Annotated in this window: 28 protein-coding genes; 14 read left to right on the top strand and 14 right to left on the bottom strand. The window is 62.4% G+C overall.

What is annotated here, in order from left to right:
- Window positions 1-5: 5 nt before the first annotated feature.
- A complete protein-coding gene (gene cysS / locus QA637_RS03705) occupies window positions 6-1,406 on the bottom strand; it encodes a cysteine--tRNA ligase (RefSeq protein WP_283063509.1) in 1,401 nt (466 codons plus the stop codon).
- Window positions 1,407-1,825: 419 nt separating this feature from the next.
- Between cysS and QA637_RS03700 the strand changes: the two genes are divergently transcribed.
- Window positions 1,826-1,972 (top strand): hypothetical protein, encoded by a 147-nt coding sequence (locus QA637_RS03700; protein ID WP_153441523.1) that lies wholly within the window; start codon window positions 1,826-1,828, stop codon window positions 1,970-1,972.
- Window positions 1,973-1,994: 22 nt separating this feature from the next.
- Here QA637_RS03700 and QA637_RS03695 read toward each other — a convergent pair whose 3' ends face one another.
- On the bottom strand, window positions 1,995-2,774 hold the full coding sequence (locus tag QA637_RS03695; RefSeq protein WP_283063507.1) for an SOS response-associated peptidase: 780 nt from the start codon (window positions 2,772-2,774) through the stop codon (window positions 1,995-1,997).
- A 58-nt stretch (window positions 2,775-2,832) separates the two neighbouring features.
- Here QA637_RS03695 and QA637_RS03690 point away from each other — a divergent pair, with 58 nt between their 5' ends.
- The 8 genes from QA637_RS03690 to QA637_RS03655 all read left to right on the top strand — a co-directional run bounded on the left by QA637_RS03690 (window position 2,833) and on the right by QA637_RS03655 (window position 8,000).
- Entirely contained in the window at window positions 2,833-3,297 is a 465-nt protein-coding gene (locus QA637_RS03690) for an NUDIX hydrolase (RefSeq protein ID WP_283063506.1), read from the top strand.
- A complete protein-coding gene (locus tag QA637_RS03685) occupies window positions 3,294-3,731 on the top strand; it encodes a TIGR02301 family protein (RefSeq protein WP_283063505.1) in 438 nt (145 codons plus the stop codon). Before QA637_RS03690 ends, QA637_RS03685 begins: the two co-directional genes overlap by 4 nt.
- 160 nt (window positions 3,732-3,891) lie before the next feature.
- A complete protein-coding gene (locus tag QA637_RS03680) occupies window positions 3,892-4,161 on the top strand; it encodes a hypothetical protein (RefSeq protein ID WP_153441527.1) in 270 nt (89 codons plus the stop codon).
- A 16-nt stretch (window positions 4,162-4,177) separates the two neighbouring features.
- Complete coding sequence (locus QA637_RS03675) at window positions 4,178-4,927, top strand: hypothetical protein (protein ID WP_283063503.1); 750 nt, start codon at window positions 4,178-4,180, stop codon at window positions 4,925-4,927.
- Between the two features lie 109 nt (window positions 4,928-5,036).
- A complete protein-coding gene (gene ygfZ / locus QA637_RS03670) occupies window positions 5,037-5,885 on the top strand; it encodes a CAF17-like 4Fe-4S cluster assembly/insertion protein YgfZ (protein WP_283063501.1) in 849 nt (282 codons plus the stop codon).
- Window positions 5,882-6,490, top strand: a complete 609-nt coding sequence (locus QA637_RS03665; RefSeq protein ID WP_283063499.1) for an HD family hydrolase — start codon at window positions 5,882-5,884, stop codon at window positions 6,488-6,490. The genes ygfZ and QA637_RS03665 overlap by 4 nt, the downstream gene beginning before the upstream one ends.
- The gene (locus tag QA637_RS03660) at window positions 6,491-7,030 is read left to right on the top strand and encodes a tyrosine phosphatase family protein (protein ID WP_283063497.1); all 540 of its coding nucleotides are present in this window, start codon (window positions 6,491-6,493) and stop codon (window positions 7,028-7,030) included.
- Entirely contained in the window at window positions 7,020-8,000 is a 981-nt protein-coding gene (locus QA637_RS03655) for an NUDIX hydrolase (RefSeq protein WP_283063495.1), read from the top strand. The genes QA637_RS03660 and QA637_RS03655 overlap by 11 nt, the downstream gene beginning before the upstream one ends.
- 10 nt (window positions 8,001-8,010) lie before the next feature.
- On the opposite strand, the gene QA637_RS03650 is transcribed toward QA637_RS03655, so the two are convergent.
- The 8 genes from QA637_RS03650 to QA637_RS03615 all read right to left on the bottom strand — a co-directional run bounded on the left by QA637_RS03650 (window position 8,011) and on the right by QA637_RS03615 (window position 18,390).
- Window positions 8,011-8,541 (bottom strand): superoxide dismutase family protein, encoded by a 531-nt coding sequence (locus QA637_RS03650; RefSeq protein ID WP_283063493.1) that lies wholly within the window; start codon window positions 8,539-8,541, stop codon window positions 8,011-8,013.
- Between the two features lie 192 nt (window positions 8,542-8,733).
- Window positions 8,734-9,636, bottom strand: a complete 903-nt coding sequence (gene nadC, locus QA637_RS03645; RefSeq protein WP_283063491.1) for a carboxylating nicotinate-nucleotide diphosphorylase — start codon at window positions 9,634-9,636, stop codon at window positions 8,734-8,736.
- Between the two features lie 58 nt (window positions 9,637-9,694).
- Window positions 9,695-11,293, bottom strand: a complete 1,599-nt coding sequence (locus QA637_RS03640) for an L-aspartate oxidase (RefSeq protein WP_283063489.1) — start codon at window positions 11,291-11,293, stop codon at window positions 9,695-9,697.
- 57 nt (window positions 11,294-11,350) lie between these two features.
- Window positions 11,351-12,430, bottom strand: coding sequence for a quinolinate synthase NadA (gene nadA / locus QA637_RS03635; RefSeq protein WP_283063487.1), 1,080 nt, complete (start codon window positions 12,428-12,430; stop codon window positions 11,351-11,353).
- A 165-nt stretch (window positions 12,431-12,595) separates the two neighbouring features.
- Window positions 12,596-13,834: an MFS transporter gene (locus QA637_RS03630; RefSeq protein WP_283063485.1), complete on the bottom strand. Its 1,239-nt coding sequence runs from the start codon at window positions 13,832-13,834 to the stop codon at window positions 12,596-12,598.
- Between the two features lie 152 nt (window positions 13,835-13,986).
- Window positions 13,987-14,838, bottom strand: coding sequence for an MOSC domain-containing protein (locus QA637_RS03625; protein ID WP_283063483.1), 852 nt, complete (start codon window positions 14,836-14,838; stop codon window positions 13,987-13,989).
- Between the two features lie 79 nt (window positions 14,839-14,917).
- Window positions 14,918-15,574 carry an HD domain-containing protein gene (locus tag QA637_RS03620; protein WP_283063481.1) on the bottom strand — a complete coding sequence of 219 codons (657 nt, stop codon included), beginning with the start codon at window positions 15,572-15,574 and terminating at the stop codon, window positions 14,918-14,920.
- Complete coding sequence (locus QA637_RS03615) at window positions 15,571-18,390, bottom strand: DUF2339 domain-containing protein (RefSeq protein ID WP_283063479.1); 2,820 nt, start codon at window positions 18,388-18,390, stop codon at window positions 15,571-15,573. The genes QA637_RS03620 and QA637_RS03615 overlap by 4 nt, the downstream gene beginning before the upstream one ends.
- A 195-nt stretch (window positions 18,391-18,585) precedes the next feature.
- Here QA637_RS03615 and QA637_RS03610 point away from each other — a divergent pair, with 195 nt between their 5' ends.
- Entirely contained in the window at window positions 18,586-20,598 is a 2,013-nt protein-coding gene (locus tag QA637_RS03610; protein WP_283063477.1) for a PhoX family protein, read from the top strand.
- A 72-nt stretch (window positions 20,599-20,670) separates the two neighbouring features.
- Here QA637_RS03610 and recO read toward each other — a convergent pair whose 3' ends face one another.
- The gene (gene recO, locus QA637_RS03605) at window positions 20,671-21,420 is read right to left on the bottom strand and encodes a DNA repair protein RecO (RefSeq protein WP_153441541.1); all 750 of its coding nucleotides are present in this window, start codon (window positions 21,418-21,420) and stop codon (window positions 20,671-20,673) included.
- Between the two features lie 226 nt (window positions 21,421-21,646).
- Between recO and QA637_RS03600 the strand changes: the two genes are divergently transcribed.
- Window positions 21,647-22,387: a L,D-transpeptidase gene (locus tag QA637_RS03600; protein WP_283063475.1), complete on the top strand. Its 741-nt coding sequence runs from the start codon at window positions 21,647-21,649 to the stop codon at window positions 22,385-22,387.
- 4 nt (window positions 22,388-22,391) lie between these two features.
- Here the strand turns inward: QA637_RS03600 and QA637_RS03595 are convergent, their stop codons facing one another.
- Together QA637_RS03595 and QA637_RS03590 are read right to left on the bottom strand one after the other, a co-directional pair.
- Window positions 22,392-22,754, bottom strand: coding sequence for a hypothetical protein (locus QA637_RS03595; RefSeq protein ID WP_283063473.1), 363 nt, complete (start codon window positions 22,752-22,754; stop codon window positions 22,392-22,394).
- An 11-nt stretch (window positions 22,755-22,765) separates the two neighbouring features.
- A complete protein-coding gene (locus QA637_RS03590; protein WP_283063471.1) occupies window positions 22,766-23,248 on the bottom strand; it encodes an SRPBCC domain-containing protein in 483 nt (160 codons plus the stop codon).
- A 51-nt stretch (window positions 23,249-23,299) separates the two neighbouring features.
- Here QA637_RS03590 and QA637_RS03585 point away from each other — a divergent pair, with 51 nt between their 5' ends.
- The 3 genes from QA637_RS03585 to rkpK all read left to right on the top strand — a co-directional run bounded on the left by QA637_RS03585 (window position 23,300) and on the right by rkpK (window position 26,281).
- Window positions 23,300-23,632, top strand: coding sequence for an ArsR/SmtB family transcription factor (locus QA637_RS03585; RefSeq protein ID WP_283063470.1), 333 nt, complete (start codon window positions 23,300-23,302; stop codon window positions 23,630-23,632).
- A gap of 172 nt (window positions 23,633-23,804) precedes the next feature.
- Window positions 23,805-24,830 carry an NAD-dependent epimerase gene (locus QA637_RS03580; protein WP_283063468.1) on the top strand — a complete coding sequence of 342 codons (1,026 nt, stop codon included), beginning with the start codon at window positions 23,805-23,807 and terminating at the stop codon, window positions 24,828-24,830.
- Window positions 24,831-24,967: 137 nt separating this feature from the next.
- Window positions 24,968-26,281: a UDP-glucose 6-dehydrogenase gene (gene rkpK, locus QA637_RS03575; RefSeq protein ID WP_153441545.1), complete on the top strand. Its 1,314-nt coding sequence runs from the start codon at window positions 24,968-24,970 to the stop codon at window positions 26,279-26,281.
- Between the two features lie 104 nt (window positions 26,282-26,385).
- Here rkpK and QA637_RS03570 read toward each other — a convergent pair whose 3' ends face one another.
- A complete protein-coding gene (locus QA637_RS03570; protein WP_153441546.1) occupies window positions 26,386-26,700 on the bottom strand; it encodes a hypothetical protein in 315 nt (104 codons plus the stop codon).
- Between the last annotated feature and the right edge of the window lie 165 nt (window positions 26,701-26,865).

Here is a 26,865-nt window from a genome sequence, read left to right as displayed (position 1 = left end):
CTACGTCACGTCTGCGACCGCTTGACTTCCCAGGTTGTCACGCGCTCGCCGGTTTCCGGGTCCTTGCCGTCCTTGAGCTGGATTCCTCGTGCCTGAAGATCGTCACGAATGCTGTCCGCTTCGGCGAAGTTCTTCGCCCTGATGAGTTCGAGCCGCGCGCGCACGCGCTCGTCGATCTCATGCACGACTGCCTCGTCGAGCTCGATTTCCTTTGGCGCAACGCCGAGCAGAGCCGCACTTGCGGCAAAAACGCCGGCCTGACGCGAATCGACGGATGCCTTCTGGGCAAGCGCGTGCAGTGCCTGGACCGCGGCGACGGTGTTGAGGTCATCCGCAAGCGCCGCGACGACCGCAGGATCCGGTTCGTCGGCCGCCTCGCCGGGCACAGGCCATTTCGACAGCAGGTGCTCGGCCTCCTCGAGCCGCTTGACGGAGAAGTCAATCGGCTCGCGATAGTGGGTCATCAGCATTGCGAGCCGCAACACCTCGCCCGGCCATTTGCGCCCGCCGAACTTCTCGGTGTGGAGAAGTTCGTAGATCGTGACGAAATTGCCCTCCGACTTCGACATCTTGCGGCCTTCGACCTGCAGGAAGCCGTTGTGCATCCAGACGTTTGCCATCACCTCGGTGCCATGGGCGCAACGCGACTGGGCGATTTCGTTTTCATGGTGCGGGAAGATCAGATCCAGCCCGCCCCCGTGAATGTCGAACACCTCGCCGAGATAACGCCCGCTCATCGCCGAGCATTCGATGTGCCAGCCGGGGCGACCGCGCCCCCAGGGGCTCTCCCAGCCGGGTTCGTCGTCCTCGGAAAGCTTCCAGAGCACGAAATCGCCGGGATTTTTCTTGTGAGCATCGACTGCGATGCGGGCTCCGGCCTGCTGCTCGTCGAGGTTGCGCTTTGAAAGCTGGCCATAGTCAGCCATCGATTTCGTATCGAACAGCACTTCCCCGGCCGCTTGATAGGCGTGCCCCTTCGCGATCAGCTTCTCGATGATCTCGATCATCTGCGCGATATTCTCGGTCGCCCGCGGCTGCACGTCCGGATCAAGGCAGCCGAGCGCCTTCGCATCTTCGAGAAACTGTGTCTCGGTTTTCTCGGTCACGTGCCGGATCGCCTCGTTCAGCGAGAGCCCGGGATAATCGCGCAGCGCCCGTGCGTTGATCTTGTCGTCGACGTCGGTGATGTTGCGAGCATAGGTGACATGGTTCGCGCCGTAGACATGGCGCAGCAGTCGAAAAAGAACATCGAAGACGATGGTCGGGCGCGCGTTGCCGATGTGGGCATAGTCGTAAACCGTGGGGCCGCAGACATACATACGAACGTTTTCCGGGTCGATGGGCCGGAAATCGGCCTTCTCCCGCGTCAGTGTGTTGTACAGCTTCAACGTCGGCATTCCGCCCATCCCAAATCTCCAAGCCTGCATGCAACCGTCGGAATATACAGCGTCCGGGCGGCCCGCACGTTTGTCATCTTGGATTTTAGGAGACGAAAACGGCCAGGCCAGCGGATCGCTAGCGAATAATCTTCCGGCAAATAATGCAGATAACCGTTTTCATGGCGACACTTATCGCGCTTCGCACCACGCCGGTCAAGAGGTCAACCACAGGCAAGCAAAGACCGGCATCTTCAAACGAAGGCGGCCATGGATTTGTCATCATTTGGCAATCTGGATCGCCGCAACGGGAAGGAGATTCGCGATTGCAGATTGGACCCCTGCATCCGATCCCTGTTTCCGGAGGAACAACGGGGAGCTTGGCTTTCGCGCACAACGGGAAAACCAAGTGTTTCCGGTAGGGGACCGCATCAAGGAGAGAATGCACAGTGAAGGCCGCCAAGATCACCGAAACGAAACCGCCCGCCGCCGACCTGGTAACGCTGTATCGGCCGCTTGGCCTGAAGGCCGTGCTCGCCGCAGCACTGCAGGTCAAGGTCAAACCCGCAGGCAAGCTCGTCAAGCGCACCGCCTGACCACCACTGACGCGGCGCGCTGCTAAAACAGGGACATCTGCCGGTCGTCGCCGTTCCGGTCTTCAGCGCGTTTCCGCCCTACCGTTTCCGGCGATTTGGCAGGGACGACCTCCTCCTGGATCTCGGGTCCGGTATTCGCGACCTTGTTGACCCTGTCCGATACAGCGATCGCCTCGAAATAGTCGTCCGGAGCCGGTCTCATGAGATCGGCTATTTCGCGCGGTTCCTGCGTTTTGCAATCCAGCCAGCGGGCGAAGTCTTCCGGCAGGATCACGACCGGCATGCGATCATGGATATGCCGAACCGCCCTGTTGGCACCGGTGGTGAGGACAGCCGCCGTATCGACCTCCGAGCCGTCTGCTGAAGACCAGGTCTCCATGAGGCCGGCAAAGGCGACGATCCCGCCCCTCTTCGGGCGGACCCAGTAGGCCTGGGACGCTTCTCCGCTGCCTTTTGCCGGGCGGTGCCACTCGTAGAAGCCAGAAGCCGGCACCAGAATGCGGCGATGCCGCATCGCCGCGCGGAAGGCAGCCTTTCCGACCGCCGATTCGGAACGGGCGTTGATGAGCAGCGGGAACTTGCGAGGATCCTGCGCCCAGCCGGGCGTGAAGCCCCAGCGGACGAGCATGGCTTTTCGCTCCGGCAGATTGCTGCCCGGCTTCGCCCGATCCGAGGCGGTGACCACGATGATCGGCTGCGTTGGCGCGATGTTGTAGCGCGCCGGGAAGTCTTCCGCCTCCAGCAGGCCAAACAGTTCTATCAATTCTTCCGCCGTCGCTGTCAGCGCAAATCGTCCGCACATGACACCGATGTGGCACTTCACGTAGGATGGGTCAACGATCCAACGCCATTTTGATTCTGTGATGCGAAAGCAGCCCCAACTCGCTTCCTCCGCCATCCTCGAACGGGATGGGCGCTATCTGCTCGTCCGGCGTGCCAACCCGCCGTCGGCCGACATGTACGCGTTCCCCGGCGGCCGGGCAGAGCCAGGCGAGGCGCCCGCAGAGACCGCGCTGCGCGAGCTTGCCGAGGAGACCGGCATCAGCGGCCGCGACCCGGTGCTCTTCGAAACCTACGATCTGCCGGGTAAGGAATCGGAGGGGCGGCATTTCCTGCTTTCGGTTTTCAGGGTCCAGGCGGATAGCGACGCCGTTGCGATCGCAAACGACGACGCCGCAGGCGTCGGCTGGTTTACGCCTGAGGAAATCTTCGAATTGCCGATACCCGAGAGCGTTCGCCAATGCGTGGAAAGGCTATCCGGAATGCAATCAAGACCTTCGGTTTGCCATAAATCCGACGCTGATTCGGACTTGATGGGATCATGACCAGCGCCCCGCCCATCTTCCGACTTGCCTTGACCGGCGCCCTCCTCGTTTTCGCGGTCGGCGCCGCCGCCCAGCAAGAAGAGACACCACGACCGGACAAGGCGGCGCCTCCCGTGATTGGGCAAAACACGACACCGTATGACCAGCGACTGATTCGCCTCGCCGAAATTCTCGGATCGGTCCATTATCTGCGCAATCTCTGCCTCAAGGGCGGAGAAGACACGTGGCGACGTTCGACACAGGAACTGATCGAGAAGGAGACGGCCAACGAACCCCAACGTCGTGATCGTCTGACTGCCGCCTTCAACCGCGGGTATCGAACCTTCGCGTCCGTCTACACCACGTGCACCGAGCCCGCCACGCTCGCCGAGCAGCGGTACCGTGCCGAAGGTGCAACACTTGCATCAGAAATCGTCGCTCGCTTTGGAAATTAGCAAGAAATTAACCTCTTTTCTCGGGACCCCGTGTCGTTTCGGGAAAAGGCTGCTAAGTTCGTTAAGAGAGTGGTAAGAAGTCACCGGCCTATCCGCCCCGTTCAGTCGCGGTTCAGCGGAACGGCGTTAGATTGAGCCAAGTGCACGTATTGGAAGTCGCATGGAACGAATGATGGAACCAAGCCTGTCCGACATCGACGACATGATCGTCCACGAGAAAATGCAGGCGGCCCTCGAACATCAGAACGAAGCCTGGGCGGACGGCATGGCGGACGGCATCGAGCCGGAGATCATCGCCGATGCCGCGATTGCGCTGGCCATGCGGGAAACCATCCGCCTCCATGGCGAAGAAGGTGCGGAAGCGATGCTGAATTCGCTTCGTGAGCGCATGCTGGCCGGAGAATTCTCGCCGCAGCGGACAATCCAATAAAATCGGGACTGCCTCAATGAGACGGAACCTTGCAAACCGGGTTTCCTCGGTTCGCCTTGCTACGCTGCTATTGGCCGGCGTGGCGGCATGCACGCCGATCATGGCTGCTCCCACCTTTGCGCTCAGCGAGCTTCAAGGTGTTCCCGGCCCCATCGCCAGCGATCAGAATACGGCGCCCTCCGACCAGCCTGACCAGGTCGAGTCAGAGAAGGCGCCTCTCGAAATTCCGATGCCTGACCCATTGGTCGACAACGCTGCCGCCAAGGATGACGAAATCGGAACCTCGCAAATCGTTGACCCGGTCGAGGTGCTGACGGACGTCTCCAAGATTCCGGCGCCCGTTGCGCGCATGCGCGAACTGATCGTCGAAGCCGCCGCCTCGGGCGATATCGAGAGATTGCGGCCGCTGCTCGGCAAGGGACCGACCCAAACGCAAGTGACAGGTGTCAACAGCGACGAGGACCCGGTTGCAACACTCAAGGGTCTTTCCGGCGACCAGGACGGCGTCGAAATCCTGGCGATACTTCTCGACGTTCTGTCGACCGGCTTCGTTCTCGCGGACAAGGGCACGCCGGAAGAAGCCTATGTGTGGCCCTACTTTGCCGAAAAGCCGCTGTCCTCGCTGACGGCGCCGGAAAAGGTGGACCTGTTCCGGCTCGTCACGGCCGGCGATTTCGCCGAGATGGAAGAATTCGGGAGCTACAACTTCTACCGCGTCGGCATCACGCCCGACGGCCGGTGGAAGTTTTTTGTCGCCGGCGACTGAGTGATCCAACGACCGGAACGGAGCACTTTTCTCGCACCGTCCCGGCGGTATGCTTGCCGATGACCTGAGAACATCCTACCTCTTCGACAAAGAGAACAGGATTCGAACCATGTCAAAGGTCTGCCTCGATGACCGCGCGATCCTCAGCGTGTCCGGCAAGGACGCCGAAGATCTTCTGCAAAACCTGATCACCACCGACCTCGGCGGGCTCGGTGCCGATGAAGCGCGTCCCGGCGCCTTGCTGACGCCGCAGGGCAAGATCCTGTTCGACTTCCTGATTTCCCGCGATGGCGACGCGCTTAGGCTGGAGACGACGAGCGACCAGGCCGAGCCGCTGCTGAAGCGGCTGACCATGTATAAATTGCGTTCCGCAGTCGAGCTCTCACTGCAGTCGCCGGCGCCGGTCACGGTCGTGTTCGGCGAGGAACCACCGGCGGAGAGTTACCGCGACTATCGATTTGAAAAGGCCGGACTTTCCGTTTTCCGCCTCTATCGCGAAATGGAGGGAGCGGATGCAACGGTCGCCGATATCGAGAGGCTTAGAATCGCGGGCGGTATTGCCGTTTCGGGCGCCGATTTCGCCTTGCAAGACGCCTTTCCGCACGATGTCCTGATGGATCTCAATGGCGGACTCTCCTTCCGGAAGGGCTGCTATGTCGGCCAGGAGGTCATTTCCCGCATGCAGCACCGCGCCACAGCGCGCCGCCGTGTCGTGATCGTTACGGGTGAAGCGCCGCTTCCGCAGACGGGTGCGAGCATCTCGGTCAATGGCCGATCGATCGGCGCTCTTGGCACCGTACGCGATAGAGCCGCCCTTGCGATCGTCCGCATAGACAAGGCCGGCGAGGCGATCGCCAATGGGGACGCCATTCTCGCCGGTGACTTGCCCGTGACGTTGACCCTGCCCGGCTGGACTGGCCTTTCGTTCCCGACCGAGGCGGACGAGGCAAGCGCATGACGAATGCGCGAGCCTGGCAGCGTATGCTTTCCGGGCGGCGGCTCGATTTGCTCGATCCGTCGCCGCTCGACGTCGAGCTTTCCGACATTGCCCACGGACTTGCCCGCGTGGCGCGCTGGAACGGCCAGACGGCGGGCGACCACGCTTTTTCCGTTGCCCAGCATAGCCTGATCGTCGAGGATATCTTCCGTCGGACCAACCGCTGCAATGCGGACGAATGCCTGTTGGCGCTCCTTCACGATGCCCCGGAATATGTCATCGGCGATATGATTTCACCGTTCAAAGCGGTCGTCGGCGGTGGTTACAAGTCCGTGGAAAAGCGGCTCGAAAGCGCCGTACACCTGCGCTTCGGCTTGCCGCCTCATACGCCCAAGGAACTGAAAGAGCGGATCAAGAAGGCCGATCACATCGCCGCCTACTTCGAGGCGACCGAGCTTGCGGGTTTCTCGGCGGAAGAGGCCCGCAAGTTCTTCGGCCAGCCGCGCGGCATTACGCGGGAGACCCTGCTGATCGATCCGCTGCCGGCGGTCGAAGCGCAGCGGCTCTTTGCCGAACGGTTCAATACGCTCGAAGGGGAGCGGGCCATGGCAAAGGCGGAAGCCTGAATGACCGGCATTGTCGTCTCGCCGCTTGCGCGCATCGCAGAAATGGCCGTTCGCCACGGTTGCCGCGAGATGGTGAGCCTGCTTGCCAAAGGACAGGATTTTCACCGTCCCGCCGTCATCGATCGGGCGAAACACGTGACGATCGGTGTCAACGACATCAGCTTCGCGGGAACCGGCGACCTGATTGCGCCGCAGGAGGAACACGTCCGGCGGATTATTGATTTTGCCCGCAACTGGGACCGTACCCGGCCGCTCCTCATCCATTGCTGGATGGGCGTTTCTCGTTCGCCGGCGGCGGCGTTGATCGCGGCACTGGCGGTCGAGCCGGACCAGGACGATGCCGCCCTCGCTGCACGCCTGCGGCACGTCTCGCCATACGCCACGCCTAACCCACGGCTGGTGGAGATCGGCGACGAGGCACTATCGCGAAAGGGCAGGCTCGTTGATGCCGTGCGGTCCATCGGCCGCGGCGCCGACGCCGACGGCAATGCGCCATTCATGCTCCCCACTCGAGCGGAGAGCGCGCGGCATGCTGACTGACTTGCCTGCCGTCACAGTCGAGATCGGCCTCAATGCGGCAATCGTCGCTGTCGTCAACCGCAGCCCGCATATTCTCGCCGTCAGCGAGGCGGATGGCGACGCGCGCGACAGCCTGCCCTTCGGTCCGTTCGATCCGGCGCGTCACCGCACCTTCGAGAGCGGGCTGCGTGACCGCGTCGAAAAACGCATCGCTCTCAGGCTTGGATATATCGAACAGCTCTACACCTTCGGAGACCGTGGGCGCCAACGGCTGCCGGGCGAAGAAGGCAAGCACATGGTCTCCGTCGGTTATCTGGCGCTGACGCGCACTGACGCGGAGAACAATGAGCAGTTGGCGGAGGCCGGTGCTCACTGGCGGGACTGGTACGGCTATCTGCCGTGGGAGGACTGGCGGCGGGGGCGTCCCGCCCTCCTCGATCAGGTGATCCTGCCGGCGCTTGCGCGCTGGGAAAACAGTCCACCCTATGACGAACGATCGGCTTCAGCCGCGCAACGCCGCTCCCGCATTCGCCTCGCCTTCGGCCTTGACGATTTTCCCTGGGACGAGGAGCGCGTGCTCGAACGCTACGAGTTGCTTTACGAGGCCGGCCTTGTACGCGAGGCGGTGATCGACGGGCATTGCCGCGATCTCGACAATCCGGCTATCGGCTTGGCGATGCGCCACGACCACCGTCGCATTGTCGCCACGGCGGTCGCCAGATTGCGCGGCAAGATCAAATACCGGCCCGTCGTGTTCGAACTGATGCCACCGGAATTCACGCTCACCGATCTGCAGGCAACCGTCGAAGCGATCTCCGGCCGTCACTTGCACAAGCAGAACTTCCGACGGTTGGTCGAAGGCGCAGAACTCGTCGAGCCGACCGGTGGAACGCTTGCCTCCACAGGCGGGCGGCCGGCCGCGCTTTTCCGCTTCCGCCGGCAGATCCTGGACGAGCGGCCTGCACCCGGTCTGAAAGTCGGCGGGCGGTGAGAACAGCAGGCTACTTGATGATGGCACAAGCCAGCCGGTCACCCGCGTCGCCCGCCGGTTGGCTGCGGTTGTCATCGGAGTGCGCATGGATCATCAAGGCGCGGCCACGAATGGCGGTACCCTTGTCGTCGAGAGAGACGAAGCTGTTGAACACCTGCGCGCGCAGAGTCCCGTCGTCGCCGACATACTGGTTCGGCATATCGCCTGCATGCGGGCCTTTTGCCGCCAGGAATCCATGCTCGGCGTTCGCATCCTCGCCGGCAAAATGCTTGCCCGCCGACTCGAAGCCGCCGGCTGGGTCGCAGCTTCCGACTTCGTGAACATGGAAGGCAACCCAGGTGTCTTTTGGCAGGCCGGTGACCTCCATTTCGATCAGCACCCCTTTTCCGGCCGCGGTCAGCGCGGCTCGGCCCGTCTCCTTGCCGTCCTTGCCGATGAAATTCGCGACGGCGGTCTGCGATGACTCTTGCGCAGATGCGATCGCAGGCACAGTGGTTGTCGCGCCGACGGCCAGCGCAACGACGGCTAATGTTCTGATCATCACCAAAATCCCTCCTCGCTCACGGGCAAAGAGAAATCAACGCGCGGATGGTAATGTCGTTCCACGCGAGCGCGGAAGAGTTGTGGTTGATGATTTCGGCGCATGCGAGCGCCCGGCGGCGAACTGCGCGCCAATTTTTTGAACTTGCGCAACTCCGGACGGAAAACCGTTACACACTTTTCCTGGAATTGCTCAGATCGTCACGTCGAGCCCAATATCGAGCGTCGGCGCCGCCATGGTGATCTTCGAAGTCGAGATGTAGTCGACGCCTGTCTCGGCGATTGCCCGGATCGTGTCGATCTTGACATTGCCCGACGCCTCGAGCCGCGTACGGCGCGGGTCGGCGGCATAGTCGGCCGGGCCAAGCTTCCAGTGTTCGGAATTGACCGCAACGGCCTCGCGCAGCATCTCCGGTCTCATGTTGTCAAGCAGGATCACGTCCGGCGCAGCAGTCAGCGCCTCGCTCATCTGCGCAAGCCCATCGACCTCGACCTCCACCTTGACGAGATGGCCGCAATAGGCGCGTGCGGCACGAATCGCGCCGGCTACACCGCCGGAAACAGCGATGTGATTGTCCTTGATCAGCACAGCGTCGTCGAGGCCATAGCGATGATTAGAGCCGCCGCCGAGGCGGACAGCGTATTTCTCCAGCGCACGCAGGCCGGGGATGGTCTTGCGGGTACAGCAGACCTTGGCGGTCGTATGCGCGATCTCATCGGCGAACTTCGCGGTGTAGCTGGCGATCCCGGAGAGATGCATGAGGAAATTGAGGGCAACGCGCTCAGCGGACAGCAGCCCCCTTGCACGGCCGGATATCCGCGCAATGGCGGCGCCGGGCGCGACGCGATCGCCGTCGGCAGCGAGCGCGTCGAAGCGGATCGACGGATCGACCAGCCGAAATGCCGTCCTTGCCAGGTCCAGCCCGGCGACGACACCCGCATCGCGAGCGCGCATGTCCGCCGATGCCGTCATATCCGGACCGATCGTCGATAGCGTCGTGATATCGCCGGCGCGGCCGAGATCCTCCAGGAGGGCGGCTCTCACCTGGTCTTCGACCATGAGTGCGGGCAGTTCCGGGCGTAGCGCGGCAGTCATGGGCTTGGCTCCTGTCGGGATGTCATCATAACGATATAACGATCGCGGATACCCGGCGTCACGCCGGCTCGGTCTCGGCCACTTCTGCGGCCAGGCGCTCGGCCTGCGCCAGCGTCAGATACGTGCGCCGCTGCCATTCCGCGCGTTCGGACGGGCAGTCGGCGCGGAAATGACCTCCGCGGCTCTCGGTGCGTTGAAGGGCTGCGACGGCGATGAGCTTGGCGGTGGTGATGATGTTGGCGAAGCGCAGGCGGTTGTTGGCGCGCTCCAGCGCCGCAATCTCGCGGATTGCCCGCGTCAGGCTCTCGCGCGTGCGGACAACGCCGACACACTCGCTCATCAGGCTGCGCAGGACCTTGAACGGAGGGCTGTCCTCGACCGTCACCGGATCGTCGTTCTCGCCGGCGTCGTCGCCCCACTCGGTGAGCTTCGGCGCCGGCAATGTGCCCTTGATGCTTTCCGCAATGCGCGCGGCGAAGACAACGGCCTCCAGCAACGAATTGGAAGCAAGGCGGTTGGCGCCGTGAACGCCGGTTGAGGTCACCTCGCCCGCTGCCCAGAGACCATCGATCGAGGTGCGGCCCTGGCCGTCGGTCAACACACCGCCCATGTGATAGTGAACTGCGGGGACGACCGGGATCGGTTGCGTCACCGGGTCGATACTGGCCGCAAGGCAGGAGGCGTATACGGTCGGGAACATCTCCGGGAAATGTTTGCCGACCGCCTTGGTGCAATCGAGGAAGGCGCCGCGTCCGGCCTGCACCTCGGCGAAAACGCCACGCGAGACGATATCCCGCGGCGCGAGTTCGCCGTCGGGATGAATGTCGAGCATGAAACGATGACCTGCGGAATTGACAAGCACGGCGCCATCGCCGCGCAGTGCTTCCGTAGCCAAGGGCGCCGGGTCCTTGCCGATATTGATCGCGGTAGGATGGAACTGGACGAATTCCGGGTCGGCGATGATGGCGCCTGCTCGCGCGGCCATGCCGACACCCTGGCCGCAGGCCTCCCACGGATTGGTCGTGACGGCGTAGAGATGCCCGATGCCGCCGGAGCAAAGAACGACGGCACGGGCCGGGAAGGAAACGCGGGTCTTCGACTGGCCGGCATCCGGCCTTGCGACGACACCCGAGATGAAGCGCCCCTCGCGCACCAGTTCCTCGACCACATAGCCTTCGATGATGCGGATCGACGGGGTCCTGCGCACGGCGGCGATCAGCGCTTCCATGATCGCCTTGCCGGCCATGTCGCCCCTGACGCGAACGATACGCCGCTCGGAATGCGCCGCCTCGCGCGAAAGCAGGAGCTTGCCTTCCAGATCGCGATCGAAGGGTACGCCGTATTCGAGGAGGTCGTGAATGCGCGCCGGCCCCTCGGCGACCATCATCCGCGTCATCTTCTCGTCGACGATCCCGGCACCGGCCGTGACCGTATCGGCGACGTGCTTCTCGAATGTGTCGCCCGGGCTCATCGCGGCAGCGATGCCGCCTTGCGCCCAGGCAGACGAGGCGCCGTGGCCGATCGGGGCGGCGGCAAGGATGGTCACGGGACGCGGCGCCAGCTTCAGTGCGCAGAAGAGCCCGGCGAGCCCGCCGCCGACGATGACTATGTCATCAATGCCGTTGAAAGATTGCGGGCGAAAATGGTCTTTCAGCATGGTTCGGTAGCTCCTCCAACCGCATGCATGGGTGCCGAGCCGAGGCCCGGGCATCGATTACTGCTTGAGGTTCACCATGCGCTCGACCGCAAGGCGTGCGCGGCCGGCGATCGCCGGATCGACCAGAACCTCTTCCGTCATGGTGAGCAGGCTGTCGAGGATCTTCGGCAGCGTGATGCGCTTCATGTGCGGACAGAGGTTGCAGGGCTTGACGAAATTGACGCCCTCGACTTCCGCCTGGATATTGGAAGCCATGGAGCATTCGGTGACGAGAAGTACCTTTTGCGGCTGCTTGTCCTTGACGTAATTGATCATGCCCGAGGTGGAGCCGGCGAAATCGCAGACGGCGATGACGTCCGGGTGGCATTCCGGATGGCCGATGATCTCGATGCCCGGATTGGCCTCCTTATAAGCGAGGAGTTCCGCCGCGGTGAAACGTTCATGGACCTCGCAATGGCCCTTCCAGGTGAGGATCTTCTTGTTCGTCTGGCGCGCGACATTCATCGCCAGGTATTCGTCGGGAATGCAGAGGACGGTGTCGGACTCCAGGCTCTCGACGACCGCCAGCACGTTGGATGACGTGCAGCAGATGTCGGTCTCCGCCTTCACTTCCGCCGAGGTGTTGACGTAGGTGACGACCGGCACGCCGGGATAACGCTGCTTGAGCAGGCGTACATCCGCGCCGGTGATCGATTCGGACAACGAGCAGCCGGCCTTGGCATCCGGGATCAGTACGGTCTTTTCCGGGTTGAGCAGCTTCGAGGTCTCAGCCATGAAATGCACGCCGCACTGGACGATGATTTCGGCGTCCACCTTGGTGGCGTCGCGCGCGAGCTGCAGCGAATCCCCGACGATGTCGGCAACGCAATGGAAAATATCGGGCGTCTGGTAGTTGTGCGCCAGAATGACGGCGTTGCGCTCCTTCTTCAGCCGATTGATCGCATGAACATAGGGCGCATAGGCGGGCCACTCGATGGCCGGGATGAAATCCTTGACCTTCTCGTAAAGATGCGCGGTTTCGCGGGCGATCGCTGGCGTGTAGGCGAGGTCCGGCTTTTCGATGACATCGAAGCGCGCGGCCGCGCTGACGAATGCCGGGACTGGCGTTGCGTCCGCGCGAAGGTCAAGATTGCTCATCGGGCTTCTCCTCTCCCGCCGTTCCCGGCGGTTTCCAATTATGCTCATATTGAGCATAATTGGGCCAAAACAAAAGCGGCCAAGCCGCGGCGACTGATTTAGAAAGTTTTGTGACAGATTTCAAGGAGGATGCGCCCTTTTCGGGCGCACCGGTATTGTCGCCGGTCAGGCCATCGCCGGTCTTGCGACACCACGCTCCTCGATCGGCCAATGGACGATGGCCGCAAAAACACCGAGCGCGACACCCAGCCACCAGACCGGGTCATAGGAGCCGAAGCGGTCGTAGAGGTAGCCGCCCATCCAGACGCCGAGGAACGAACCGATCTGGTGGGAAAGGAAGACGATGCCGCCCAGCAGGCCGAGATGCCTCGTTCCGAACATGATCGCCACCAGGCCATTGGTCGGCGGCACGGTCGACAGCCACAGCAACCCCATGACGATGGCGAAGATGATGACCGAGGCCGGCGACTGCGGCAGCAGCAGGAAGGCGGTAACAGCGACCGAGCGGGCAAGATAGATCAGCGCCAGGAAATAGGGCTTCGAATAGCGCTGGCCGATGATGCCGGCCGAAAACGACCCGATGATGTTGAAGAAGCCGATCAGCGCAAGCGCAATCACCGCATAACGAGCATCGATGCCGATGTCGCCGATATAGGCGGGGAAATGGGCGGTGATGAAGGCGACCTGATAGCCACAAACGAAGAAGCCCGAAACCAGCAGCAGATAGCTTCTATGCCCCATTGCTTCCCTCAGGGCCTCGCCAACCGTCTGCTTGTAGTGCGTTTCCGACTGGCGGCCGGAAGACGCGTTGCCGCGCAACGGAATTGCGACAAGCGGGACGAGCAGCATCAGCACGCCGAGATAGACCAGGCTGTCGGACCAGCCAAAGGCGGAAATCAGTCCCTGGCTCAGCGGCGCGAACAGGAACATGCCGGCCGAGCCGGCCGCCGTGCCGATACCGAAGGCGAGCGAACGCTGCTCCGGCGCGACATTGCGGGCGAAGGCGGAAAGCACGATGCCGAAGGAACCGGACGCAACGCCGAAACCGACCAGCACGCCGCCGCCGATATGCAGCCAGATCGGCGCATTGGCAAAGGCCATGATTGTGAGACCCGCCGCATAGATGAGCCCGGACAGCGCCAGCACGCGCCAGGTGCCGAACTTGTCGGCTATCGCCCCGAAGAACGGTTGACCAAGCCCCCAGCAGAGATTCTGGAGCGCCATTGCGAGGCCGAACGTCGTTCGATCCCAGCCCGTGTCGGCAAGCATCGGCAACTGGAAGAAGCCCATGGCGGAGCGCGGACCGAAGGTGAGCATCGCGATCACGGAACCGGCGGCGATGATCAGCCACGGCAGGCTGCTGCGCTCGGAGACACGGGTTGCGGTGGCAGAAACGGCGGACATGGATGAGCTCCGATCGATGAGGGGCCATGGCTATGTCCCCTCAAACTGAGGAGGGCGCATGCTATGCTCAAATTGAGGAAAGCCAATTAATTTGACGATGAGATCACAGGAATTGATGCTGGAGCCGCGGGCAGCCGCTCGCGAATAGTGCGTCAATTGGTGGCGCGGATTTTCATCGGCCAGCGCTCGCCGCGCCGGCGAACAACCCTGGCCTCGTCGCCGAGCCTGACGGTGCCTTCGCCCCGCGGCACGGCATTCCAACCGAAGAGCACGCCCGCCACGCGCCGGTCAGCAGACATGCGCTTGTCCGCAAGACCTTGGATCGGATTGCCACCGATCCTCTCGCCTGTCAGATGGTCCTGCGTGGTCATGATGCATCGGGCGCAGGGTTTGACGAGATCCAAGGTGATGCCCGCGATCTCCAGGCTTTCCCACCAATCTTCTTCCCAGGGGTCGTCGCAATCGATCAGGATGTTGGTGCGGAAACGCTCCATGCCGACTGGCTCCTGCCGCTTCTCGACCAGCGTGCGGTTGAGATCGGCAAGCGACCCGGTGGTCGTGATGAGGATCGGAAAGCCGTCGGCAAATCCAACCGGCGCTGCCGCGCCCGCCCATTCGGCGCCGACGAAGCGCTCCGCCTGTTCGTCCATGTGGACGAGCTTCACTGACCGCCCCAACCAGCCGGAAAGCGCGTCATTGGCCGCATCGTCGGCCACCGCGGCATCAACATCGCTCGACCAGACGCGGACATCGAGCCGACGATCCGGATCGAAGCGCACCGCCAATTCGTTGCCGTTCATTTTCAGGTGCACGCCGCCGTCGATGTGCGCCGCTTCGACCTGCGCCAGCGCCTGCAACTCGCGCTGGGTGATGAAATGGCCATCCGGTTCGACCACCATGAAGCGCCGGTCGCCGGCGAGCCCATCGACATTGACCGTCACTTCGGTTTGCGGAATGGCGCGGCCGCTCTTCAGGGGATGGATGTTAAGGCCGGTCACTTTCATGTCGATCTTCCCGAGCTCAGAAATTGATTCAGGCCGCTCGCAATCTGATTCACGGAGCGGCGCCAATCCGTTGAAAGATTTAGATTTCATCCAGCAGCATGGCAAGTACGCCACGCAGCCGTGCTTGCCGCTCCGCCGCCAGCCGACGCCCTGTCGCCGTCTGGAAGCCGTCCGCTAGACGAAATAGCTTCGTCTCGAAGTGATCGATCGCGAAGGCCTTGTCGTCGAGCGTTCGGTTCTCGGCCAGCGGATCGAGCGGATCATAGAGCCCGCTGCCCATGCGTCCGGCGATGTAGAAGCAGCGCGCCGCACCGACCATGCCGATCGCGTCGAGCCGGTCTGCATCCTGCAAGATCTTCGCCTCCAGCGTTTCGGGCGGCAAGTTGGCGGAGAAGCTGTGCGTCAGAATCGCATGGGCGACCGGCGAAATGTCCGCCGTGCGCCAGCCGAGTCCGTCGAGAATTTGCCATGCCTTCTCGGCAGCAAGCCGGGAAGCCTCGGCGCGTCGCGGCGAATTCTTTTCGACCGCAACGCAATCGTGGAGCAGGACGGCGGCTGAGAGAATGCGCGGGTCGCCACCCTCCTCGGCCTGAATGCGCGCGGCATTCTTCCAGACGCGAATGAGGTGAGACGCATCGTGCGAACCGTCGCCGTCGGCGAAGGCATGCGGCAGGAGTTTCGCGGCAAGCTCGTAATGTGGTGCAAAGGCTGCGGCCAGTTCCGGAAGGCGTGTCATGCGCGGCTTGTCCTTTCGCCTGCCTCAGCCGCGGTTGCTGCAGCGCCGGCCGGGCCACCACTCCCCGTGTTGGACAGGATCTTCTGGTAGAAGAGGCCGATACCGATCAGCACGCCGCCGAGCCCGATGAAGGACAGGGCGCGCAGGAAGCCTTCCAGATTCGACATGTCGATGAGGAAGACCTTGAGCACGGCGATGAAGACGAGCGCGGCCGAGGCAATCCGGATGCTTTTCGCATTGAAGCGCGAGCCGGCGACCAGGAGCAGCACGCCGAGTACGAGCCAGACGACCGAATAGGTGTAGGTTTCCCCTTGAAGGAAGCCCCTCCAGTCCGCGACATTCTCCCCTTGCCAGAAGCGGCGAACGCTGAGGCTCGCCCAGGAAAAGGCGAGTACGGCGCCGCCTACCGCAAGCGCGGCCACGTAAGCCCATGGGCGCTTGTCGCGCGCATACCAGGAGAGGCCGGCATAGGCGATGCCAGGCAGCAGATAGCCGATGAAGAGCAGATCGAAGAACGGGATCCTGCCGAGCAGTTCGCCGCTGAAATACGGATTGAGGCCGAAAAGGTGCGCCGAAAGCACTGACAGCATCGAGAGCACGCCGAGCCCCATGCCGCCGTAACGGAACACCGGACTCGGCGACCTCGTATCCAGGGTCATGAAGATACCGGACGCGCCGATTGCGATGAGCGTATAGATAGACTGCTCCGCAAGCGTCGGAACAGAGCTATCCAATACGCCGCCGTTCATTGCGTGGCGAACAAGGATTGCCAGTGTCAGCAACACGAAAAGGCTCGCAAGCGCCTGCAGCAGATTGCGCACACGCGCCGCCGGCGAGGCGCGAAGCAGATACGCGGACGCCACCAGCAGCAATGCCGGAATGCCGTAGCCCGGCAGGAGGGCATTGAAGACGGACGTCGTCGAGAGCTTGCCGGCGCCGACGATCGTCGGCTCCCAGCCGATCCGCGCCAGCACCACCAGGGCAGATCCGACGGTTATCCAAGGCAGAACGGGCCAGGAGCGGGCGCGTGCGGCGAAGGTGTAGCCGGCGCCGAGCAGAGCGATCGCAAGGGTGGTGACGAGGCCGTCCGTCCAGGCATGCAGGCCGAGGACGAAGAGGCCGAAGGAGCCCGCAACCGACAGCCCGCCGGCGATATGCAAATCCCTCGTGTCTGCGCTTCGGCGGTATAACCACTCCACGAGAGCAAGGAGAAGCAAGCCGCTGACGAAGGCTGCAAGCCCATGTGGCAGATCGAACGCGAATTTGCCGGTCATGAGGAAGGACATGGCCAAAAGCGCGTTCGGCGCGATGGCGGCGATGCCCGCCCACAGGACGGCAAACTGCGAACGGGTCTCGAGCCGCCTGGCGAGCACGAAGGAAGCCAAAAGGACGAAGACGGCCGACAGCACCATCGCGGTCAGCATCGCCGTGCCGCCGGAAACGACGATCTCGGGCTGCGCGCGAGACGGGTCGAGATAGGCAAGAACATTGCTGAGCGCAGTCAGGCTCCACGTGCCGGCAATCGCGCCGAAGGTGGCGAAGAGGGCCGGATAGATTGCCGTTGCCCTCAGTGCGCCGACCAGGGCCAGCGCTGCGATTAACGCGACAAATTCCTGGACCGGGAAACGTGCGGCGGTAACAGCCGGGCTGATGAGGAGGAGTGCCAGAACCGTTGCGGCGATCGCGGCCGAAACGGTGACTGCCGCGTGGGGCGGCGCAAACAGCCTTTCCCATCGGCCGGCCGCGGTCGCCGCAGCACGCCCTGTCCCCGGCCCGTCCTCTGCCGCTCGCTCGGCGGCGCCGGGCCAGACCAGTCCGACGCCCGCGATCATCACCAGGAGCGCGAAAGTGACGGGTGGAGCCTCGAAGGGCGTCACACCGACAACGTAGGCGAGTCCCCAGAGGCCAAGCCCGACGTTGGCAAGCGTCGGCACAACCGTCCAGCGGCGCAGGCGCGAGGCGCAGAGCGTTGCAAGCCAGGCAATCGAGAGGAAGCCGAACAGCACCCAGGGTCGAGGTTCTGCGCTCGATACAAACAGGGGTGTGAGCAATGAGGCGAGAAGCCCGAGTCCGGCAAGGGCCTGGCCATGCAGCAGCGACAAGGCCACAGTCACCAACGAAACCAGCGCCAGCAACGCGAAAGCGGTCGCGGTGCCGATGAATCCATAAATACCGTGGGCGGCGTATACGACACCGAACAGCGTGACCGCGCCGGCGGCCGTCAGCACGCCCGGGATCATTGCATGACGGAACCTGTCGGCTATCGTCGGCACCGCGCGGCGGCGGATCACTTCGCCGGCGATCCCAAGCACTAGACCGAAAGCCGCCGCGAGCGTCAGCCGAACCGCTGGACTCAGCAGCCCTGCATCGATCGAATATTGCACCAGGAAGTAACCACCGAGCGCCAGCGCCAGACCGCCGACCCACACGGGCCATTGGCCGCCAATTCGGCTCTCGAGGCTCTCCGTCGCGGCTGGCTCTACCGTGACCGCCGCAGCGACCTGTTCGTCCTGGCCCGCCTCCTCAACCTTCTCCCGGTCCGCAGTCTCCCCGCCGAAGATGCGTGCGCCTTCTCGCGCCGCCCGCGACCAGGGGCCTTCCTTTCCTTCGTCTTCAGAAGCGATCGCTTCCGGAGCCTGCGCCTCTTCAGCCGTCTGCGAGGGGGCAGATTCGGGCGCGGTCTGTCGCTCGCTCAATCGAGCGATTTCGGCCTTCAGCGAATTGATTTCGTTCTCCAGCCGCTCCGCGGTCTTTCGGCCACCGAGAAAGGCGGCAAGCGCCATGGCAAAGGCAACAAAGGCAATGACTTCCAGCATCTTTTCCCCGACCGGCAATCTCCGCAGGCTGCTCGCGACCATACAGGTTTTCGCACAAGCGCCAAATGCATTGACGGACGGCGCAGCAATCTCTTCACTGAACTGTCGCGGAACTGTCATGAACTTGCTGCTACAGCGGCAGGCGGACGTCGCAGAACAGGCGGCGGCTCTATCGTTCAATGAGGAGAACCGGCAATGGACAAGTATCTCGCCTCAACGGAAGAAACCGAATTCAAGACGCTGACGGAACGCAGGGAGGAACTGGAGGACATCGGCCAGAACTGTTCCACCAATCCGACCATGGGCGATATCATCAATCGCCGCTTCTCGCGCCGCTCCTTCATCGGCGGCTCGCTCGCCGTTGCCGCCATTTCGACGACGGTGAGCCCGCTCGCGCTTTTGACGGCCGATGAAGCGCGTGCCGACGACGCCTCGCGTTTCGACTTCGCTGAAGTCGAGGCCGGCGTCGACGAAAACCATCACGTCGCCGATGGCTACGATGCCGATATCCTCTTGCGCTGGGGCGACAAGGTATTTGCCGACAGCCCGGACTTCGACCCGAAGAACCAGACGGCTGCCGCCCAGGAAAAGCTCTTCGGTTACAACAATGACTATGTCGGCTTCATCCCGCTCGAAGGCAGTGCGGACCATGGTCTGCTGGTCGTCAACCACGAATACACCAACGCGGAACTGATGTTCCCGGCCTTCGCCTCGATCGTGAAGGAGAAGGTGACCAAGGACGGCAAGGAAGTCGAGGAGGAAAAGGTTACCCTTGGCGAATACACCAAGGACCTCGTCGACATCGAAATGGCCGCCCACGGCGGCACGATCGTCGAAATCCGCAAGGTGGACGGAAAGTGGCAGCCGGTGCTCGACGGCAAATACAACCGCCGCATCACGCTCAATACCGAAATGCAGCTCTCCGGACCGGTCGCCGGACATGACCGTGTGAAGACGCCGTCCGACCCGACTGGCAAGAAAGTCTTCGGCACCGTCAACAATTGCGCCGGCGGCGTCACCGCCTGGGGCACCTACATGATGGCCGAGGAAAACTTCAACGGCTATTTCGGCGGCGAAATCGCCGATGACCATCCGGAGTTCAAGCAGTTGAAGCGTCTCGGGGCGCCGGGCGGACAATACGAGTGGTCGAAATTCTACGACCGTTTCGACGTGTCCAAGGAGCCGACAGAGGCCAACCGCTTCGGCTGGATCGTCGAAGTGGATGCCCTCGACCCGACCTCCGTCCCGAAGAAGCGCACGGCGCTTGGCCGCTTCAAGCACGAAGGTTGCGAATCCATCGTCAACAAGGACGGGCGTGTCGTGCTCTATACCGGCGACGACGAGCGCTATGATTACGTCTACAAATTCGTGACCAAGGGCACCTACAACCCGAACGGCCGCGCCGCCAACATGGACCTCTTCGACGAAGGCACGCTTTATGTGGCGAAGTTCGACGAAGATGGCACCGTCACCTGGATGCCGCTCGTCCATGGCGAGGGGCCGCTCACCGCTGAAAACGGTTTCGCTTCGCAGGCCGACGTGCTGATCGACACCCGGCTTGCCGCCGATGCGCTCGGCGCCACCAAGATGGACCGCCCGGAGGACATTCAGCCCAACCCGAAGACCGGCAAGGTCTACGTGATGCTGACCAACAACACCAAGCGCAAGGCAGAAGAAATCAACGCCGCCAATCCGCGCGCCAAGAACGCCTTCGGCCACATCATCGAAATCACCGAGACCGATGGTGACTTCGCCTCGCTCACCAGCCGGTGGGACGTTCTTCTGAAATGCGGCGATCCGAGCGTTGCCGAAGTCGGTGCGTCGTTCTCGACGGCAACGACCAAGAACGGCTGGTTCGGCATGCCGGACAACTGCACGATCGACGCGGACGGCAGGCTCTGGGTGTCGACGGACGGCAACAACGAAAAGGAAACCGGCCGCACCGATGGCGTCTGGGCGATCGACACCGAGGGCGACGCACGCGGAACCTCCAAGCTGTTCTTCCGTGTTCCCGTCGGTGCCGAGATGTGCGGACCCTGCTTCAATCCGACATCCGACACGTTCTTCCTCGCTGTCCAGCACCCGGGCGACGCCGGCCTTGCCACTTACGAGACGCCGGCAACGCGTTGGCCGGATTTCAAGGACGACATGCCGGTGCGTCCCGCCGTGGTGGCCGTTACCAAGCGCGGCGGCGGTCGGATCGGCTGAACCCCATAGGCAACGGACGCCGCGAAAACGCGGCGTCCGGATCCATCGCGGCAAGTTGTCGATAGGCGCCGATCACGCCGCGGACGGTGGAGACGATTTCAATGCCTTCAGCGCCGCGTGCACAAAGGCGTCACGCACGGAAGCGGCGTCGAGACCGCGCGGCTCGTAGACATGGCGGTTGAGAAAATAGGCGGTCAGCCGGAACGCGGCCGCAAGACTGTCGTGGTCGGCCGCCTGATGCCCGCCGGGGGATAGGAAATCCGGAAGGGCGAGCATGCGTTCGGCATAGCGCGCGCCCGCCTCCCGGCTGACGGCGCGGCCGGACTTGGGAGAGACGTAGACGAGATCCTGACGTACGCCGGTCGCCGCACATTCCGACAGATCCAGACCGAAGCCGAGGTCGTTCAAGACGGCAAGCTCGAAGCGTACGAACAGTTCGCCGGCATCCGCCGGATCCTGTAGATGGTCGACGATGACGGCAAGCGCCTCGTAGAGATGCGGGTGCGGATCGCGCTCCGGCAGCAGCCGCAACAGCGCGCCGAGGGCCTGGATGCCATAGACGGATGTCGCCGCCTCCATCAACCTTGCGGCGCGCAATTGAAGCGGCTCCACCCGAAACTCGCCGAGATGCTCGTCCAGCCGCGCCCGCCAGATCACCTCGACGGAATTGCCGGGCTGCAGCACCGGCTGCATCGTGCGCGACCGACCGGAGCGGACGAGGCCGAGGTGCCGTCCGTGCGCGGCGGTCATGACTTCGGCAATCACGGAGCTTTCGCCGTGCCGCCGGATGCCGAGTATGATGGCTTGATCGCTCCACTGCATGGAAGAGGCATACACCCGGGCCTGAAAGCGGATCAAGCACAGATGCTTGGCCTCGGACGAGCCGACGTGAACGGGTCCCGACGCCACTGTCACCTTTTCGCGACACCGGCCGCCGGCCACATTTCCGCCCTTCTCTTGCCTCTTCTCAGACACTTTTGGCGCTCAAGCCGAACTGGTCGTTGGAATGCCTCCCGAGTCCAAGAATTTGCAGTCAGCAGGATCAACTATGTGTGTGTCCCGGAACAGCGCCGTTAGCTCCGCGCAGCTCTTCGCCGTTCTCCTCGTTTCGTCATTTCTCGCCGGCTGCGCGACAAGCGGCCAAAACGCCAAGCTGAAGGGCCCGGATCCCTATTACGTCGCAATGTACGGGCCGAAACCGGAAGAGAAGTTCCCGCTTGCCGCCATCGACATCAGCAAGGTCGAACCTCGCTTTCTGCGCCAGCAGGTGGCCTATCCCACCTCGGAACCCCCGGGCACGATCATTGTCGACACCCAGAATCGCTTCCTTTATCTCGTGCAGGACGGCGGGATGGCGTTGCGCTATGGAATCGGTGTCGGCAAGGCGGGGCTGGAATTCCAGGGCGAGGCGCGTGTCGGTCGCAAGGCCGAGTGGCCGCGCTGGACGCCGACGTCGGACATGGTCGCACGCGAACCGGAACGCTATGGGCCGCTCGCCGGCGGAATGGAGCCGGGAATTCGCAACCCGCTCGGTCCACGCGCGCTCTATCTTTACCAGGGCAACCGCGACAAGCTGTTTCGGATCCACGGCACCACCGAGGCCTGGTCGATCGGCAAGGCCGTTTCGAGCGGCTGCATCCGGCTTTTCAATCCGGACATCATCGATCTTTACAGCCGCGTGCCGACGGATACGCGCGTCGTCGTACTGCAGTCCGAGCCACCCGTGGCCGGACCGCTCCAAGCGCCAATGTCGACAGCCACCAGTGCGGGGCAACCGCTTCCCATGTGACGCCTCACCAGGCGTCCGGCTCGCGTACCATGTGCACAATGTTCGCAGGGTTCATGATCCAGCCGCCGCGAAAGCCTTCACCCAATTCCTCGACCGCGTCGCAGCGGACAGCCCCGTTCGTCGCGAGATGGTCGAGCGCCTTCTCGTGGTCGTTGGTGAAAAGCTCCAGCCAGATTTCCGCCTGGCTGTAATGCGGCGCCTCGTCTATCCAGAGACGGTTTGGGCCGAGAACAAACCCTTTGGCTGGCGCCTTCTCGTCGAAGGGCGGAAGCCCGACGACGTCGCGGTAGAAGGCAATCACAGCCTCGTATTGATGGCTCGGAACCTTCATGGCGATGTTGAGCCCGCCCTTGATCTCCTTCGACATCGCACGACCTCCTAGGCGTCCGGCTCGAGCGCCGGGTTGCCCGAGAGTTCGCTGACGTAATAACCCTCACGCAGGTTGATGCCGTATTCGACCCAGGCCTTCATGCAGGCGAGCATCTGCGACCAGCCTTCGCAGTTCATATAGGAGCTCTTCTGCCCCTGCTCGTTCTCTCGCCAACCGGTTTCGGCAATGGTGACCATCGTTGCGCCGTCGTCGAGAGACTTGAAGCGCATCTCCACCTGTGTTCGATAGGGTGCCTCGCCCTCGGCCACCTTGGCGTCCCAACGGAATACGATTCTTTCATTCGGCTCGACGGTTTCCACCTCCACCGGCACCTCGCCCCACCAGGTCACGGTCGTGCCGGCAACCAGTGGCGCGCTGACACCGCCAAGCGTCACGAAATAACGGCTGAGTTGATCCGGATTGACGACAGCGTCGAACACTTCGTCGACAGGACGGGCGATGCGACCATTCACGCGAAATTCCAAGGTCATGTCTTCCTCCTCGCCATTGTGTCGCACAATAATATGTTATAAAAATATAACATGTCAACCGACTCGAAGGACGATGCCGTTTTCAAGGCGCTGGCCAATGGCCTGCGCCGACAGATGCTGGACGCCCTGAAGGCCGCACCCCAGACGACCGGCATGCTTTGCGAACAATTCTCGCAGCTCGACCGCTGCACCGTGATGCAGCACCTGAAGGTTCTGGAGGATGCGAGCCTGATCCTTGTCCACCGCGAGGGACGCGAGCGGTGGAACCATTTGAATGCGCTACCAATCCAGGCCATTCATGATCGCTGGATCAGCCAGTATGCGGGCCACGCGATGTCTGTCCTCACGGCCATGCATCGCGGGCTCGAAAGCCCGTCCGAGTGACGGATTCGGCTTTCCATCGCTCTGCTTTCTTCGTATGAACTGTCCGACTACAGGGCCGCGCGTCTTGTCAGACGCGCAAAAAACGCTGTAGCACTTTGATTTGCTGCATGTTCTTATCCTTTATCGGCTACGATTTAAGGGAACATGCAGTAGGCAATTTGGGGATACCGTAGTGCGCTACCTCATTACTGGCACGGCAGGCTTCATCGGTTTTCACGTCGCCAAACGGTTGATCGACGAGGGCCATTTCGTGGTCGGCTTCGATGGCATGACGCCCTATTACGACGTGACGCTCAAGGAGCAGCGCCACGCGATCCTGAAGCGCTCCAATGGATTCAAGGCGGTGACCGCGATGCTTGAGGACCGGCGGGCGCTCGACCAGGCTGCCGAGCTTGCCGAGCCCGAGGTGATCATTCATCTCGCGGCGCAGGCGGGCGTTCGCTACAGCCTCGAAAATCCCAAGGCCTATGTCGACTCGAACCTCCTCGGCACCTGGAACATACTGGAACTTGCGCGCGCGATTGGCCCCAAACACCTGATGCTCGCCTCAACTTCCTCGATCTACGGCGCCAACGAAAAGATTCCCTTTTCCGAGATGGACCGGACCGACGAGCCGCTGACGCTCTATGCGGCAACGAAAAAATCGATGGAATTGATGGCGCATAGCTACGCCCATCTCTACAAGGTGCCTACGACGGCGTTCCGCTTCTTCACGGTTTACGGTCCGTGGGGACGCCCGGACATGGCGCTGTTCAAGTTCGTGGACGCGATTTTCAACGATCGGCCGATCGATATCTACGGTGAGGGCCGGATGAGCCGGGACTTCACCTATATCGATGATCTCGTCGAAGGTATCCTCAGGCTTTCGCATGTTGCACCGGCGGAGGAAAATCGCGTCGCAACGGCAAAGGCGAAGGACACGCTCTCCCATCAGGCGCCGTTCCGCATCGTTAATATCGGCGGCGGCCAGCCGGTCGAATTGATGACCTTCGTCGAAACGGTCGAAAAGGCAGTCGGCCGGCCCGCCATCCGCAACATGCTTCCGATGCAACAGGGCGACGTTCCCCGCACCTACGCTTCACCGGATCTGCTCGAAGCGTTGACTGATTTCAAGCCGTCGATTTCGGTCGAGGAGGGTATCGCGCGCTTTGCGGAATGGTATCAGACATATTATCGTAAGACCGGCCAGATCGCGTGACCCGGTCAACCAACGAAGCTGCGGCAAAACCTCAGATCGGGCCCAAAATGGTCGCAAATAGGTCTATTTCGCCTTTAATACACAAAGTTATTTAACCGACATCCTCAAGAAATACCCATCAAACAAAGGAAGAACCGATGAAAATCACGATGATCGGCGCCGGCTATGTCGGCCTTGTTTCGGGCGTCTGTTTTGCGGATTTTGGCCACGACGTGATCTGCCTCGACAAGGACGAAGGCAAGATCGAGGCGCTGAAGCAGGGGCAAATCCCGATCTTCGAACCGGGCCTCGACCATCTTGTCGCCAGCAATGTCGCGTCGGGACGCCTGAGCTTTACGACCGACCTCAAGTCCGCCGTCGCGGAAAGCGATGTGATCTTCATCGCCGTCGGCACGCCGTCGCGGCGCGGTGACGGGCATGCCGATCTCTCCTACGTTTATGCCGCCGCCCGGGAGATTGCGACCAACCTCACCGGCTTCACCGTTGTCGTGACGAAGTCGACGGTTCCGGTCGGAACGGGCGACGAGGTCGAGCGCATCATCCGCGAAACCAATCCGCAAGCCGATGTCGCCGTCGTCTCCAATCCGGAGTTCCTGCGCGAGGGCGCAGCGATCGAGGATTTCAAGCGGCCGGATCGTATTGTCGTCGGCCTCAACGGCAATGACCAGCGGGCACGCGAAGTCATGACCGAGGTCTACCGCCCGCTCTACCTCAACCAGTCGCCGCTTGTCTTTACCACGCGCCGCACCTCCGAACTGATCAAGTATGCGGGCAACGCCTTCCTGGCGATGAAGATCACCTTCATCAACGAAATGGCCGATCTGTGCGAAAAGGTCGGTGCCGATGTCCAGGATGTCGCCCGCGGCATTGGCCTCGACGGCCGCATAGGCTCGAAGTTCCTCCACGCCGGGCCGGGTTATGGCGGCTCTTGCTTCCCCAAGGATACGCTGGCACTCGTCAAGACCGCCCAGGACTACGACAGCCCTGTTCGCCTCGTCGAGACGACCGTCGCGATCAACGACAACCGCAAGCGTGCCATGGGCCGCAAGGTAATTGCCGCCGCAGGTGGCGATGTGCGCGGGCGCAAGGTCGCCGTCCTCGGCCTCACCTTCAAGCCGAACACCGACGACATGCGCGACAGCCCCGCGATCGCGATCGTACAGACCCTGCAGGATGTCGGCGCCAAGGTCGTCGGATACGATCCGGAGGGTGTCGAGAACGCCCGCAAGTTGATCGACGGCATGGATTATGCGAACGACCCCTACGACGCGGCGGCCGATGCCGACGCACTGGTCATCGTGACCGAGTGGAACGAATTCCGGGCGCTCGATTTCGCACGGCTCAAGAACGTCATGAAAACGCCGTTGCTCGTCGACCTGCGCAATATCTACCGCAAGGACGAGGTGACCAGGCACGGTTTCAGCTATGCCAGCATCGGCCGGCCCGATTGACCGATAGAGTACGTTCCGGAAAACCGGGATAGGAAATTTCACGTGACGGCGGATTTATCACGCCGTCACGTGACAGCGCGGCTGCAGTCGGAAGCTCTCCGTCCTCACGCCTTCGGGCCCACCTGTGGCATCGAGTCCCAGCTTTTTCCTGCGAGGATGACGCAGCTTCGGCCCGAAACATCCGTCACGATCAGCGTCCAACTGCCGTTGTCGGCGGCAAAGACTTCCATCACGGCCTGCGGATTGATCAAGCCGACAGCCGCAGGCTTCTCATCATACTTCTGCGCAAGAAACTCAATCACCTGGGAACGCTCGGCACAATTCGCGATCGCCTGCGAGTCCGCCGGATAGGGATGCGCCGTCACTGCTACAGCCAATATGATGGCTCTCGTGAGGCCGCGGATCACATTGCCTGCCATGAGGCACCTCCTTTCGCCGGGGGCTCCCGGCGGAAGAGGATTTCCGCTGACCTGTTCCGCCGTGGACCGGCATTCTATGGTCGACACCTGCTCGCGACCCGAGACCGGTGTCGCCACGAGAGGAGTATGACGGAAAGCAGGTTATATTTCAATTAACTAATATAT

It is taken from the genome of Sinorhizobium terangae, assembly GCF_029714365.1.
In the GTDB taxonomy this organism is placed as follows: domain Bacteria; phylum Pseudomonadota; class Alphaproteobacteria; order Rhizobiales; family Rhizobiaceae; genus Sinorhizobium; species Sinorhizobium terangae.
Note: the sequence above shows the minus strand (reverse complement) of the source record. Positions and strands in the feature narration are given on the sequence as shown.